The sequence below is a fragment of the Mesorhizobium sp. WSM4904 genome (assembly GCF_029674545.1).
In the GTDB taxonomy this organism is placed as follows: domain Bacteria; phylum Pseudomonadota; class Alphaproteobacteria; order Rhizobiales; family Rhizobiaceae; genus Mesorhizobium.
In genome coordinates this window covers 2,719,253-2,731,869 of record NZ_CP121354.1, presented here as the reverse complement: position 1 = coordinate 2,731,869, position 12,617 = coordinate 2,719,253, and the positions used below count along the sequence as shown (strand labels likewise).

The 12,617-nt window shown below is 63.9% G+C and carries 15 protein-coding genes; 7 read left to right on the top strand and 8 right to left on the bottom strand.

Annotation, left to right across the window (positions count from 1 at the left end; translation table 11 throughout):
• Window positions 1-17 precede the first annotated feature (17 nt).
• The 3 genes from QAZ47_RS13030 to QAZ47_RS13020 all read right to left on the bottom strand — a co-directional run bounded on the left by QAZ47_RS13030 (window position 18) and on the right by QAZ47_RS13020 (window position 2,757).
• Window positions 18-1,382 (bottom strand): LLM class flavin-dependent oxidoreductase, encoded by a 1,365-nt coding sequence (locus tag QAZ47_RS13030; RefSeq protein ID WP_278233509.1) that lies wholly within the window; start codon window positions 1,380-1,382, stop codon window positions 18-20.
• Between the two features lie 34 nt (window positions 1,383-1,416).
• A complete protein-coding gene (gene msuE / locus QAZ47_RS13025) occupies window positions 1,417-1,974 on the bottom strand; it encodes an FMN reductase (protein WP_278233508.1) in 558 nt (185 codons plus the stop codon).
• Window positions 1,975-2,112: 138 nt separating this feature from the next.
• Window positions 2,113-2,757: a glutathione S-transferase family protein gene (locus tag QAZ47_RS13020; protein ID WP_278233507.1), complete on the bottom strand. Its 645-nt coding sequence runs from the start codon at window positions 2,755-2,757 to the stop codon at window positions 2,113-2,115.
• A gap of 387 nt (window positions 2,758-3,144) precedes the next feature.
• Here QAZ47_RS13020 and QAZ47_RS13015 point away from each other — a divergent pair, with 387 nt between their 5' ends.
• The 6 genes from QAZ47_RS13015 to QAZ47_RS12990 all read left to right on the top strand — a co-directional run bounded on the left by QAZ47_RS13015 (window position 3,145) and on the right by QAZ47_RS12990 (window position 8,025).
• Window positions 3,145-3,789: a 50S ribosomal protein L25/general stress protein Ctc gene (locus QAZ47_RS13015; RefSeq protein WP_278233506.1), complete on the top strand. Its 645-nt coding sequence runs from the start codon at window positions 3,145-3,147 to the stop codon at window positions 3,787-3,789.
• 24 nt (window positions 3,790-3,813) lie between these two features.
• Window positions 3,814-4,536 (top strand): aminoacyl-tRNA hydrolase, encoded by a 723-nt coding sequence (gene pth / locus QAZ47_RS13010; protein WP_278233505.1) that lies wholly within the window; start codon window positions 3,814-3,816, stop codon window positions 4,534-4,536.
• 187 nt (window positions 4,537-4,723) lie between these two features.
• Window positions 4,724-5,827, top strand: coding sequence for a redox-regulated ATPase YchF (ychF, locus tag QAZ47_RS13005; protein ID WP_278233504.1), 1,104 nt, complete (start codon window positions 4,724-4,726; stop codon window positions 5,825-5,827).
• Between the two features lie 164 nt (window positions 5,828-5,991).
• Complete coding sequence (corA, locus tag QAZ47_RS13000) at window positions 5,992-6,966, top strand: magnesium/cobalt transporter CorA (protein WP_278233503.1); 975 nt, start codon at window positions 5,992-5,994, stop codon at window positions 6,964-6,966.
• A 130-nt stretch (window positions 6,967-7,096) separates the two neighbouring features.
• On the top strand, window positions 7,097-7,558 hold the full coding sequence (locus QAZ47_RS12995) for a MaoC family dehydratase (protein ID WP_278233502.1): 462 nt from the start codon (window positions 7,097-7,099) through the stop codon (window positions 7,556-7,558).
• Entirely contained in the window at window positions 7,555-8,025 is a 471-nt protein-coding gene (locus tag QAZ47_RS12990; protein ID WP_278233501.1) for a MaoC family dehydratase, read from the top strand. The genes QAZ47_RS12995 and QAZ47_RS12990 overlap by 4 nt, the downstream gene beginning before the upstream one ends.
• Window positions 8,026-8,187: 162 nt before the next feature.
• On the opposite strand, the gene QAZ47_RS12985 is transcribed toward QAZ47_RS12990, so the two are convergent.
• The 4 genes from QAZ47_RS12985 to petA form a co-directional block, all read right to left on the bottom strand.
• Window positions 8,188-8,733, bottom strand: coding sequence for an adenine phosphoribosyltransferase (locus QAZ47_RS12985; RefSeq protein ID WP_278233500.1), 546 nt, complete (start codon window positions 8,731-8,733; stop codon window positions 8,188-8,190).
• A gap of 96 nt (window positions 8,734-8,829) precedes the next feature.
• Window positions 8,830-9,687, bottom strand: a complete 858-nt coding sequence (locus QAZ47_RS12980; RefSeq protein ID WP_278233499.1) for a cytochrome c1 — start codon at window positions 9,685-9,687, stop codon at window positions 8,830-8,832.
• A gap of 29 nt (window positions 9,688-9,716) precedes the next feature.
• Complete coding sequence (locus QAZ47_RS12975; protein WP_278233498.1) at window positions 9,717-11,021, bottom strand: cytochrome b N-terminal domain-containing protein; 1,305 nt, start codon at window positions 11,019-11,021, stop codon at window positions 9,717-9,719.
• 16 nt (window positions 11,022-11,037) lie between these two features.
• Window positions 11,038-11,598: a ubiquinol-cytochrome c reductase iron-sulfur subunit gene (gene petA / locus QAZ47_RS12970; protein ID WP_278207150.1), complete on the bottom strand. Its 561-nt coding sequence runs from the start codon at window positions 11,596-11,598 to the stop codon at window positions 11,038-11,040.
• A gap of 312 nt (window positions 11,599-11,910) precedes the next feature.
• On the opposite strand from petA, the gene QAZ47_RS12965 reads away from it, so the two are divergent.
• The gene (locus QAZ47_RS12965; RefSeq protein WP_278233806.1) at window positions 11,911-12,255 is read left to right on the top strand and encodes a cupin domain-containing protein; all 345 of its coding nucleotides are present in this window, start codon (window positions 11,911-11,913) and stop codon (window positions 12,253-12,255) included.
• Window positions 12,256-12,301: 46 nt separating this feature from the next.
• Here the strand turns inward: QAZ47_RS12965 and QAZ47_RS12960 are convergent, their stop codons facing one another.
• Window positions 12,302-12,613, bottom strand: coding sequence for a DUF6665 family protein (locus QAZ47_RS12960; RefSeq protein WP_278207149.1), 312 nt, complete (start codon window positions 12,611-12,613; stop codon window positions 12,302-12,304).
• Window positions 12,614-12,617: the final 4 nt, after the last annotated feature.

Here is a 12,617-nt window from a genome sequence, read left to right as displayed (position 1 = left end):
CCTCTCGCTTCGAGGGATCATTCGGCAGCGAGCACGGTCGAACGCGCGGCCGTCCACGGGTTCTCCGGCCGCCTGAGGCCGAGATTCTCGCGCAGTGTCCTGCCCTCATAGGCGGTGCGGAACAGGCCCCGCCGCTGCAGCTCAGGGATCACCAGGTCGACGAAATCGTCGAGCGCGCCTGGCAGCCATGGCGGCAGGATGTTGAAGCCGTCTGCGGCTTCGCTGGTGAACCATTCCTCCAGTCGATCGGCGATCTGCGTGGCGCTGCCGATGACAGTGTAATGGCCACGCGCGGTCGCCACCCACTGATAAAGCTGGCGGATCGTAAAATTGTGCTCGTCGGCGATCTGACGGATCAGCGCCTGCCGGCTCTTCATGCCTTCAGTTTCTCCGCTCGGCGGCAGCGGCCCGTCGAGCGGATAATCCCGCAGATCGAGCGTCTGGCCGGCAAGCGCGTTGAGCAGCGCCACCCCATCCTCCGGCAGGATCAGGTCGTTCAGTTGCTGGTATTTGGCGCGGGCTTCCGCTTCGGTGCGGCCGACGAAAGGCGCCACGCCCGGCATGATCAGCACCTGTGCCGGATCGCGGCCGGCCGCCGCCACGCGCGCCTTGATGTCGCGATAAAATTCCTGCGCGGAGGCGAGGTTCTGGTGCGCGGTGAAGATCACTTCGGCCGAGGCCGCGGCGAGCCCGCGGCCATCCTCGGACTGACCGGCCTGCACCACCACGGGATGCCCTTGCACCGGACGCGGCACGTTGAGCGGCCCCTTGACGCTGAAATGCTCGCCCTTGTGGTCGATGTCGTGCAGCTTGTCCTTGTCGTAGAAGCGGCCGGTCTTCTTGTCGCGGATGAAAGCGTCGTCTTCCCAGCTGTCCCACAGCGCCTTGACCGTCTCGACATGCTCATGCGCCCGCGCATAGCGCTCCGCATGGTTGGGCTGGACGTCGCGATTGAAGTTGCGCGCCGTATCGTCGCCGGCAGAGGTCACGACGTTCCAGCCGGCGCGGCCGTTCGACAGAAGGTCGAGCGAGGCGAATTTGCGGGCGAGCGTGTAAGGCTCCTCATAGGTGGTCGAAGCGGTGGCGATGAAGCCGAGATGGGTGGTCAGCGGAGCCAGCGCCGCAAACAGCGTCACCGGCTCGAAACCGGCGATCTTGGCGTTGCCGCCCTCGCGGGCGCCGAGGCCCACCGTCAGGTTGTCGGCAAGAAAATAGGCGTCGAACAGGCCGCGCTCGGCGGTCAGCGCGAGCTTTCTGTGGAACTCGAAATTGGTCGCGCCATCGGCCGGCGAGTCCGGATGGCGCCAGGCCGCGACATGTTGGCCGCCGCCGGGCAGGAAGGCGCCGAGCTTGATCTGTCTGAGCTTGCTGGGGCTGGTCATGGCTGATCCTTCGGTTCGAACGATTGCTTCGGAGTCAGGCGGCGAGGCCAACGCTGCGTGTGGCGCCGACGACGTTGACGACCTCGGCGACGGCCTGCCGGGCGCGGGCATGGATCGCTTCCGACACGAGCACGCCGTCGGCAAAATCCTTGTCGGAGGCGTAGATCGCGGTCGGTATGGTCAGCGCTTCGAAGAAGCCGAACAGCGGCCGCAGCTGATGTTCGACGATCAGCGAGTGACGCTCTCCGCCGCCGGTCGCCGCCAGGATGACCGGTTTCCCACGCAGCGAAGACGGATCGAGAAGGTCGAACAAGTGCTTGAAAAGGCCCGTATAACTGCCCTTGAAGGTCGGCGACCCAGCCACCAGCACGTCCGCGCCGGTCAACTGTTCGACGACGGCCCGGGCCACCGGATCGAGATCGCCGATGCGTCGTGCCCAAGGAAGCGATGGACCAAGGTCCTCAATGTCGAAGACTGCAGGCGTCGCACCGATCCGACCGGCGACCTCGCCGGCGATATGACTGACGAACGCCTTGGTTTTCGACGGGCGGGTCAGGTTGCCGGATATCCCCACCACCAACTTCTTCGTCATCTCGGCTCTCCTCGCGGCGTTTATTCATTAAGCCTACCGATTTTATAGAATTAAATGAGCGAGAAGATTTCAAAACGAGCCTGGCAGAGGGATTGAGTTTGCGTTCTTTCGCCGTTGATTGGTTCAGCGGATGCGGGCTCAGGCTTCAATCCCGACCGGCGGCAGTTGCGGCGCCTCCAGTCCCTGGAAGGGATCGCGCCAAGCATCGATCGCCTGCAGCCGGCCATACCAGCGGCGAATAGACGGGTAGTCGTCGAGCGGCAATCTTGCGACATCGTTGAAAGCGAGGAACGTCGCCATGCGGAAGTCGGCATAGGAAACCGAATTGCCGACCAGCCACTCGCGCTGGGAAAGCTCGGCCTCAAGGAGAGCTGCGGCCGTGTGGAACTGCCTCAACCCCTCTTCGACCAAGGCCTCGTCGATCGGTCCCAGTTTCCAACGCTGCTTGGTGCCGCGCTCAAAATGCACCATGTCGCAGGCCCTGGTGAAGTTCTCCTTGCCCCAGCTCAGCCAGCGGATCATCTCGGGCTCGTCGTCTCCGATGCGCCAGAAATCGGAACGCATGTCGCGCGAGAGCCGGCAGGCGATGGCGTCGGCCTCCCACAGGCTCCATCCCGGGCCGACCAATATGGGCAAGGTCAAATTGGGGTTCAGCGCGCGATATCGTTCGGCCTGCCCCGGCGCCGTCGGCGAGGCGAATTCGAAGGCGATCTCCGCCTCGAGATAGCGCGCCACCGCGACCGCGAGGCGAGGATTGGGGTTGCGGCTGAACAGAAGTTTCATATCGATCTCCAAAGGTCCTTGCCTGCCAAGGACGATTGAAACCCGCCCGATGCTACATTACGGATGCAGACAAGACTCCGCGCAATCCGCCAGATCTGATTTTGCGTCAGGCGGAGCGTCGACCATGTTCTGCCGACCAAGCCGGCTCCGGCCAAGGCTTGCCGCTCAACGGCTTGCGCCCCTCGCCGCCTTCCGCTATAGAGCCGCCACCCGCGTAGACACCCTTGGAGGCAACGCGGAGGAAGGCCGGCCAGGCCTGCATGATCCCCGGAAGCGTTTGGACAGCCAAAAGCGTTTGGATCGACCATGCAAGGCCGCGACGGCTTTCGACGTTTACGGATGGGCTGGCCCGCCGCGAACGCTCCACAACACGCGAAAGGAAATGCCATGAGCCACGATACTTACGAGCTCAAGGCCGAAGCGCGCGAACAGGTCGGTAAGGGGTCCGCCCGTACGGTTCGACGCAACGGCAAAGTGCCTGCAGTTATTTACGGCGACAAGCAGCCCCCCCTGGCGATTGCGCTCAACTACAAGGACATCTTCTACAAGATCCACGGCGGCGGGTTCCTGACCACGATCGCCACGATCGATGTCGACGGCAAGAAGATTCAGGTCCTGCCGAAGGACTTCCAACTCGATCCGGTCAAGGACTTCCCGGTCCATGTCGACTTCCTGCGCATCGGCAAGGACACCGAGGTCAATGTCGACGTGCCCGTCCACTTCATCAACGAAGAGAAGTCGCCCGGCATCAAGCGCGGCGGCGTGCTCAACATCGTGCGTCACGAAGTCGAGTTCCACTGCCCGGCCAATGCGATCCCGGATTTCATCACCGTCGATCTCACCGGCACCGAAATCGGCGACTCGATCCACATTTCGGCGGTTACCCTGCCAGCCGGCGTCAAGCCGGTGATCTCCGATCGCGACTTCACCATCGCGACCATTGCCGGTTCCGCGGCGATGAAGCCGGAGACGGAAGAGACGGCCGAGGCGGAAGCGCCGGAAGCGGCGGCCCCTGCCGCCGAAGAGAAGTAATCTCTTCCGCGTCTGGAGGCGACGATGCTTGTCTTTGCAGGCCTCGGCAATCCGGGCGCGAAATATCAAAACAACCGGCACAATGTCGGCTTCATGGCGGCGGACGCGATTGCCCGCCGCCATTCCTTTTCGCCCTGGTCGAAGAAGTTCCAGGGACTGATCTCCGAAGGCACGCTCGGCGGCGAGAAGATCCTGCTGATCAAGCCGCAGACCTTCATGAACCTGTCCGGACAGTCGGTCGGCGAGGCGCTGCGCTTCTATAAGCTCGAACCATCCGCCCTCACCGTCTTCTACGACGAGATCGACCTTGCCGCCGGCAAGGTCAGGGTCAAGGTGGGCGGCGGCTCGGGCGGCCACAACGGCATCCGCTCGCTCGACCAGCATGTCGGCAATGCCTATCGCCGCGTGCGCATCGGCGTCGGCCATCCCGGCGTCAAGGAGATGGTGCACGGCCATGTGCTCGGCGATTTCGCCAAGGCCGACCGTGAATGGCTCGACGTGTTGCTCGATGCGATCGCCGATGACGCCGGCCTGCTGGCCAAGGGCGACGACAACTCCTTCATGAACCGCATCACGCTGGCGCTGCGCGACAAGCTCGTGCCGACCGGCGACGACGACCGGCCGCCGCCCAAGGCGCCGAAACAACAGAGCCATATCCGCCAGGCCCGCCCGCAGCAGCCGCCGGCGAAGGTTCCCGAAAGCGGACCGATGGCCGCGATGCTGAAGAAGCTGTTCGGCAAGGACTAAGGCCAAAGTGCGCAGCGGTTTTGGGCGAACTGCATCAAAACAAGGATTTAAAGCGCAGCGTCCGACTCCGTTTCAACGCGACGCGCTCTGGCCTCCGTCACGATCAGGGGCATGGGGCTTGACGTTCGTCGTTGCTTTCGCCCATAGCCCTCACCAAATCTCGAATTCCCGATAGGACCGTAAGAACATGGGTTTCAAATGTGGCATCGTTGGCTTGCCCAACGTCGGCAAGTCGACGCTGTTCAACGCGTTGACCAGGACGGCCGCCGCGCAGGCCGCCAACTATCCTTTCTGCACCATCGAGCCGAACACCGGCGAGGTGGCGGTGCCGGACCCGCGCCTGCAGAAGATCGCCGCGATCGGCAAGTCGAAGGAGATCATCCCGACCCGCATCTCCTTCGTCGACATCGCCGGCCTGGTGCGCGGCGCCTCCAAGGGCGAAGGGCTGGGCAACCAGTTCCTCGCCAACATCCGCGAGGTCGACGCCATCGTGCACGTGCTGCGCTGCTTCGAGGATGACGACATCACCCATGTCGAAGGCCGCATCGATCCGGTTGCCGACGCCGAGACCGTCGAGACCGAGCTGATGCTCGCCGACCTGGAAAGCCTCGAGCGCCGCATCGTCCAGGTCCGCAAGCGCGCCGCCGGCAAGGACAAGGAAGCAACGGCCGTGCTGCCGATGATGGAAGCGGCGCTCGAGCTGCTGCAGGCCGGCAAGCCCACGCGCTTCCTGCTCAACGGCATCGGCGCCGATGATCTGCGCATCCTGCAGGGACTGAACCTGCTCACCTCGCATCCCGTTCTCTATGTCTGCAACGTCGCCGAGGCCGATGCCGCGACCGGCAACGAGCACACCAGGGCGGTGGAGAAAATGGCCGCCGCGCAGGGCGCCGGCACGGTGGTGATCTCGGCGGCGATCGAGGCGGAAGTCGCTCAGCTTTCCGACGAGGAGGAAATGGAATTCCTTGCCTCGATCGGTCTCGACGAGCCGGGCCTCAACAAGGTGATCCGCGCTGGCTACGAGCTCCTGCATCTGATCACCTATTTCACCGTCGGGCCGAAGGAGACGCGCGCCTGGACGATCCACAAAGGCGATAAGGCGCCGCAAGCGGCCGGCGTCATCCACACCGATTTCGAACGTGGCTTCATCCGCGCCCAGACGATTTCCTACAACGACTTCGTCACGCTGGGCGGCGAAGCGGCGGCCAAGGAGGCGGGCAAGGCGCGCGACGAAGGCAAGGAATATGTCGTCCAGGACGGCGACATCATGCTGTTCAAGTTCAACACGTGATATCGCCGTTGCTGGCGTCGGCCATGCCCTCCGGCCTGCGGAGGCACCTGTCTTGACCTTGTGATGCAGCGGGGCTAAGCGGCCCGTGCTGACGGCCGTGAAGCCCCTGCATCCTGACGGCGCTTCGAACGAAATCTCTTTGGTCCAGCAAGGGAGACCCGGCGATGATCAAGGCCTTCGTCGTGGACAATGATCGCCTGCGCGTCACCGACGATCTCACCACGGATGGTGACAGGGTCGTCTGGGCCGATCTCTTCAATCCGACCAAGGACGAAGAGGCCACCATCGAGAGCTGGCTGGGCATTGCCATCCCGACCCGCGAGGAGATGGAGGAGATCGAGATATCGAGCCGCCTCTATGTCGAGGACGGCGGCTACTTCATGACCGCCGTGCTGCCGGCGCAGACCGAGGTCGACGAGCCGCTGATGTCGCCGGTGACCTTCGCGCTCGCCGGCAACCGGCTGATCACCATCCGCTATCACGAGCCCAAGGCCTTCAAGACCTTCCCGCTGCGCGCCGAAAAGGTGGCGACCGGCTGCACCAGCGGCGACACCATCCTGATCGGCCTGCTGGAAGCGATCGTCGACCGTCTCGCCGACATCCTCGAGCGCGCCGGCCGCGATGTCGAGGCGATCTCGCGCGACATTTTCGAGGCGCGCTCGACCAAGGCGTCGAAGCGCAACCGCGATTTCCAGGAGCTGTTGAAAGGCATCGGCCGCAAGGAGGATCTTGCTTCCTCCGTCCGCGACAGCCTGATCTCGCTGCAGCGTCTGGCCGGCTTTCTCGCCCACGTCGCGGCCCAGACCAAGATGAGCAAGGACGTGCGGGCGCGCATCAAGACTCTGTCGCGCGACGTGCTGTCGCTTGCCGACCACGCCACCTTCCTGTCGCAGAAGATCTCCTTCCTGCTCGATGCCACGCTCGGCATGATCTCTATCGAGCAGAACGCCATCATCAAGATCTTCTCGGTCGCCGCCGTCATCTTCCTGCCGCCGACGCTGGTAGCCTCGATCTACGGCATGAATTTCGACATCATCCCCGAGCTCAAATGGGAGTTCGGCTACCCCTTCGCCATCGGCCTGATGGTGGTCTCCGCGATCCTGCCCTTCTGGTATTTCCGCCGGCGCGGCTGGCTCTGACACGGCCGGCCGGAACAACTGGCTCACCAGAAAGGACTTGACCAAATTGGCTCGGGCCTTCATCCGGGATGCCCGACCTTGGGGATCACGCGTTCGTCAGCCGGATTGCCGACATGACCGGAAAGACATCATGACCGGAAAGACCTGGGCCTATGAGGATTTCGTCGAGGGCGCCTCGCTCGACCTTGGCAGCAAGCATGTGAGCGCGGCCGAGATCGTCGAATTCGCCAGCGAATTCGATGCCCAGCCGATGCATCTCGACGAGGAGGCCGGCAAGGCCAGCATCCTGGGCGGCCTTTCGGCTTCGGGCTGGCACACCTGCGCCATGTTCATGCGCATGCTATGCGACGCCTTCCTGCTCGATTCGACCTCGCAAGGCTCGCCGGGCATCGAACATGTGAAATGGAAGAAGCCGGTTCTGGCCGGCGACCGGCTTACCGGCAAGGTCACCGTGCTGTCCAAGCGCCGGTCCAAATCGAGGCCTCTGCTCGGGCTCGTCAGCATGCGCAGCGAGCTCTTCAATCAGCGCGGCGAATGCGTCTTCGAGCTCGAGAACACCGGCATGTTCCTGACCCGCGAGGCCGTCGCGTGACCCTGGACGAGTATTTCCTCATCGGCGAAACCGTCACCCTCGGCTCGCATAAGTTCGGCGCGGAAGAGATCAAGGCGTTTGCCCGCAAATACGATCCGCAGGTCTTCCATGTCGACGAGGAGTCGGCGAAGAAGAGCGTGCTTGGCGGTCTCTGCGCCTCCGGCTGGCACACCGCCGCCACCTGGATGAAATACAATCTCGAAAAGCGCATGGAGACCGAGGGCGTGCGCTGGACCGGCCCCGGTCCGCAGCCCGAATTCGGCCCCTCGCCCGGCTTCCGCAACCTCAAATGGCTGAAACCGGTCTATGCCGGCGAGACAGTGACCTTCACCCGCACGGCTCTTGCCCACCGTCCCCTTGCCGGGCGCCCCGGCTGGAGCCTGCTCACGCTGCGCTCGGAGGGCTTCGATTCGACCGGAGACAAGGTCATCGAGTTCGACAGCGCCGTGCTGGTGAAGGTGGAGTAGCGCCTCTTCCTTCTCCCCTTGTGGGAGAAGGTGGATCGGCGCGCAGCGCCGAGACGGATGAGGGGTGTTCCAGCGGAGTGAGACGCTGGCTTTCCCTGGAACACCCCTCATCCGTCGCCTTCGGCGACACCTTCTCCCACAAGGGGAGAAGGGGAAGACCGCTCAATGCCCCTCGAAGCCGATCAGCGTCCTGACCGGCACGCCGAGCGCTTCCAGCTTCCGGCGCCCGCCGAGATCCGGCAGGTCGATGACGAAGCAGGCGGCGACGATGTCGGCGCCGATCTGCCTGAGCAGCTTCACCGCCGCTTCCGCCGTGCCGCCGGTGGCGATCAGATCGTCGACCACGATCACCTTCTCGCCCTGCGAAACACCGTCCTTGTGCATCTCCATCTCGTCCAGCCCGTATTCCAGGCTGTAGGCGACGCGCACCGTTTCGAAGGGCAGCTTGCCCTTCTTGCGGATCGGCACGAACCCTGCCGAAAGCTGATGCGCTACCGCGCCACCCAGGATGAAGCCGCGCGCCTCGATGCCGGCGATCTTGTCGATCTTCAGCCCCGCGTAGGGATGCACCAGCTCGTCGATGGCGCGGCGAAAGGCGCGCGCGTCACTCAGCAGCGTGGTGATGTCGCGAAACAGGATGCCGGGTTTGGGATAATCCGGAATGGTCCGGATGGCCGCAAGCAGCGTGTCTTCGAGGGAGGATTTCATGGCGGTTGATCCGTTGCCGCACAGTTTTGCCGGCAAGTGGCCGAAAAGAAAAGGGCGCCTTTCGGCGCCCACGCTTTTTTCTGGAAGCCAGGCGCTTCAATGCGCCACGTCGGCCCACACCTTGCGCTTGGTCATGTAGACCAGGGCGCCGAACAGAAGCAGGAACACCAGCACGCGGAAGCCGGTCTTCTTGCGCTCCTCGAGGTGAGGCTCGGCGGCCCACATCAGGAAGGCCGACACGTCGCGGGCATACTGGTCGACCGTCTGCGGCGAGCCGTCGTCATAGGTCACCTGGCCGTCCGAGAGCGGCTTCGGCATCTTCAGCGACACGCCGGACAGGAAGTACGGATTGTAGTGCGTGCCTTCCGGGATCACCATGCCGGCCGGCGGCGTCTGGTCGTAGCCGGTCAGGAGCGAATGGATGTAGTCCGGGCCGCCCTGCGCATATTGCGTGAAGATGTCGAAGATGAAGCGCGGGAAGCCGCGCTCGACGCCGCGCGCCTTGGCGAGCAGCGACATGTCGGGCGGCGCGGCGCCGCCATTGGCGGCAGCAGCGGCCTGCTCATTCGGGAACGGTGCCGGGAAATGGTCCGACGGCTTGCCGGGGCGGTCGAACATGTCGCCGGCATCGTTCGGGCCGTCATGGATGGTGTATTCGGCGGCAAGCGTCTTGATCTGCGCATCCGAGTAGCCGAGGCCTTCCAGCGTGCGGAACGCCACCAGATTCATCGAGTGGCAGGCCGAGCAGACTTCCTTGTAGACCTTGAGGCCGCGCTGCAGCTGGGCCTTGTCGTAGGTGCCGAACGGGCCGGCGAAGCTCCAGCTCATTTCCTTCGGCTCGTTGATCGGGAAATGCGTCGGCGCGGCTTCGGCGTGTCCCTCCTGAGCCATGGCGACTCCAACGCCTGCCGCCAGAAAGCCGAGCACGGCCAGCGAGGTGAGAATCTTCTTCATGCCAAATCCCCTTGGATTCTCTTTATCGCTCAGCCCTTGGTTTCCGGCGCCATAACCGCGCCCGCCGGATGTCCGCCAGCTCCCCTGTTCTTCTTTTCCAGCACCGCCTCGGTGATCGAGTTCGGCAGGCGGCGCGGCGTCTCGATCAGGCCGAGCACCGGCATGATGACCAGGAAGAAGGCGAAGTAGAACAGCGTCGCCATCTGCGCCATGAACACGTAGCTGCCTTCCGCCGGCTGCGAGCCCAGCCATCCAAGCAGGATGGCGTCGGCCACGAACAGCCAGAAGAACAGCTTGTACCAGGGCCGGTAGACCGCCGAGCGCACCTTGGAGGTGTCGAGCCACGGCACCAGGAACAGCATGGCGATGGCGCCGAACATGCACAGCACGCCGCCGAGCTTGGAATTGATCGGCCCGATGTTGAAGGTGATGGCGCGCAGGATCGCGTAGAACGGCAGGAAGTACCATTCCGGAACGATGTGGGCCGGCGTCTTCAGCGGGTTGGCGACCGTGTAGTTGTCCGGGTGGCCAAGATAGTTCGGCAGGTAGAAGACGAAGTAGGCGAAGAGGAACAGGAACACGATCATGCCGAACGCGTCCTTGATGGTGGCGTAAGGCGTGAAGGCGACCGTGTCGGTCTTCGACTTCACCTCGATGCCGGTCGGGTTCGACTGGCCGACGACATGCAGCGCCCAGATGTGCAGTACGACGACGCCGGCGATCATGAACGGCAAGAGGTAATGCAGCGCGAAGAAGCGGTTCAGCGTCGGGTTGTCGACGGCGAAACCGCCAAGCAGCAGTTCCTGGATCCAGTTGCCGACCAGCGGAATGGCGCTGAAGAAGCCGGTAATGACGGTGGCGCCCCAGAAGCTCATCTGTCCCCAAGGCAGCACATAGCCCATGAAGCCGGTGGCCATCATCAGCAGATAGATGATGCAGCCGAGGATCCACAGCAGCTCGCGCGGCGCCTTGTAGGAGCCGTAGAACAGCCCGCGGAAGATGTGGATATAGACGGCGACGAAGAAGAACGAGGCGCCGTTGGAATGGAGATAGCGCAAGAGCCATCCCGAGTTCACGTCGCGCATGATCTTCTCGACCGAATCGAAGGCGAGATTGGTGTCGGACGTGTAGTGCATGGCCAGCACGATGCCGGTCAGGATCTGCGCGGCCAGCATGATCGACAGGATGCCGCCGAACGTCCACATGTAGTTGAGGTTGCGCGGCACCGGGTAGGCGACGAAGCTGTCATAGATCAGCCGCGGCAGCGGCATGCGGGCGTCGAACCAGCGTTCGATGCCGGTCTTCGGCGTGTAGGTGGAGTGTCCCTCGCTCATCGAAATATCCCCTGCCTCAGCCGATGCGGATCTTGGTGTCGGAAATGAACTGGTAGACCGGGATCGCCATGTTCTCGGGTGCCGGGCCTTTGCGGATGCGGCCGGCGGTGTCGTACTGCGAACCGTGGCACGGGCAGAACCAGCCGCCGAAATCGCCTTCCTGGCCGAGCGGGATGCAGCCGAGATGGGTGCAGACCTGCACCATCACCATCCAGGCTTCCTTGCCGGGCGTGGCGCGGTTGGCGTCGGTCGCCGGCGCGTCTGAGGGCAGGTTGGCGTTGCGTGCGATCGGGTCCTTGAGGTCGTTGAGGCTGACCGCCTCACCGTCCTTCATTTCCTTCTCGGTGCGGTTGCGTACCACGACCGGCTTGCCGCGCCACTTGACGACCAGCGAACTGCCGGGCTGCAGCGAGGAGACGTCGACCTCAACCGAGGCCAGTGCCAGCGTCGAGGCGTCCGGGCGCATCTGGTCGATGAACGGCCAGGCGACGGCCCCGGCGCCGACCACACCGGCCATGCCTGTGGCGATATAGAGAAAATCGCGACGGTTGGGATCGTGGATTTCGGTTGCGCTCACGGGTGCCTGATCCTTTCGCCTCTTTCCGTGCCGGCGGCCGAGCCTTGTCCCCGCTCAATCGCGCCGGCCCGACAGCGCATGGCGAACAGGCTAGCGAATTCCTCCGGCATTTGGAGTTCGGTTTATGCGTGAAGCCTGTTTTTGTCCAGACGGGTGGAGGCACAAGGGCAGATTGTCGCGGGTATGCGGCGCGGCCCGGCCGGACGCTTCGCCGGCGGACCGCCGGACGCGGCAAAACAGCGGAAAATCGCGGCCGGAATCGAGCCCAGCTTCGCCTCGACATCGGCCGCTGGCACCGTCTATTCTCCAGCCATGGCGCATGTCATCGACCGCGACAAATGGGCGGAAGCCCCGGACCGCTGGCAAGGCGAGCTGCAATGCGGCGCCTTCGGCTCCAGAAGCTGCCTGATCTTCAACTACGTGCCGGATATCGGCGGCGGCCCGCGCCTGCACAAGCATCCCTATGCGGAGATCTTCATCATCCGCTCCGGCACCGGCCTGTTCACGGTCGGCGATCGGCAGATCGAGGCCTCGGCCGGCCAGATTCTCATCGTGCCGCCCGACACGCCGCACAAATTCACCAATCTCGGTCCCGGTCCGCTCGAGACCACGGACATCCACGAGAACGGCAGCTTCATCACCGAATGGCTGGAGTGATCCGGCCGCTCGATAGGGCCAGACCTGTCCCTGGATCGATTGCCGCCTAGCTGGCCCCGAGCCTGACCAGCACCGCCCTCGGGATGTCGTATTCGCGGATCACGGCGTCATGCTTGCGCAGCCCGCAGAGCTCGCGCTGGATGAAATAGCCATGGACGGCTTCCGCTGCCTCTTTGAGCAGCCGGTTGCGATCCCCGCCCTCGCCGCTCGCGCGCAGCTTTGCCAGCGTCTCCTCGACGCGCTGGCCGGCGCGGCCGAGGGCGGCCGCCTTTTCGGCGAGGATTTCGTGGCCGAGCAGGTCGAGCGCGTTGTCCTGCGCGCCGCTTCGTCCGAAATTGGTGGGCATTCTGACCGACATGGCT

What these genes read in the sequence shown, in the direction of transcription:
- QAZ47_RS13030 (WP_278233509.1), bottom strand. Translation starts at nt 1,382, where the DNA reads ATGACCAGCCCCAGCAAGCTCAGACAGATCAAGCTCGGCGCCTTCCTG.
- msuE (WP_278233508.1), bottom strand. Translation starts at nt 1,974, where the DNA reads ATGACGAAGAAGTTGGTGGTGGGGATATCCGGCAACCTGACCCGCCCG.
- QAZ47_RS13020 (WP_278233507.1), bottom strand. Translation starts at nt 2,757, where the DNA reads ATGAAACTTCTGTTCAGCCGCAACCCCAATCCTCGCCTCGCGGTCGCG.
- QAZ47_RS13015 (WP_278233506.1), top strand. Translation starts at nt 3,145, where the DNA reads ATGAGCCACGATACTTACGAGCTCAAGGCCGAAGCGCGCGAACAGGTC.
- pth (WP_278233505.1), top strand. Translation starts at nt 3,814, where the DNA reads ATGCTTGTCTTTGCAGGCCTCGGCAATCCGGGCGCGAAATATCAAAAC.
- ychF (WP_278233504.1), top strand. Translation starts at nt 4,724, where the DNA reads ATGGGTTTCAAATGTGGCATCGTTGGCTTGCCCAACGTCGGCAAGTCG.
- corA (WP_278233503.1), top strand. Translation starts at nt 5,992, where the DNA reads ATGATCAAGGCCTTCGTCGTGGACAATGATCGCCTGCGCGTCACCGAC.
- QAZ47_RS12995 (WP_278233502.1), top strand. Translation starts at nt 7,097, where the DNA reads ATGACCGGAAAGACCTGGGCCTATGAGGATTTCGTCGAGGGCGCCTCG.
- QAZ47_RS12985 (WP_278233500.1), bottom strand. Translation starts at nt 8,733, where the DNA reads ATGAAATCCTCCCTCGAAGACACGCTGCTTGCGGCCATCCGGACCATT.
- QAZ47_RS12980 (WP_278233499.1), bottom strand. Translation starts at nt 9,687, where the DNA reads ATGAAGAAGATTCTCACCTCGCTGGCCGTGCTCGGCTTTCTGGCGGCA.
- QAZ47_RS12975 (WP_278233498.1), bottom strand. Translation starts at nt 11,021, where the DNA reads ATGAGCGAGGGACACTCCACCTACACGCCGAAGACCGGCATCGAACGC.
- QAZ47_RS12965 (WP_278233806.1), top strand. Translation starts at nt 11,911, where the DNA reads ATGGCGCATGTCATCGACCGCGACAAATGGGCGGAAGCCCCGGACCGC.
- QAZ47_RS12960 (WP_278207149.1), bottom strand. Translation starts at nt 12,613, where the DNA reads ATGTCGGTCAGAATGCCCACCAATTTCGGACGAAGCGGCGCGCAGGAC.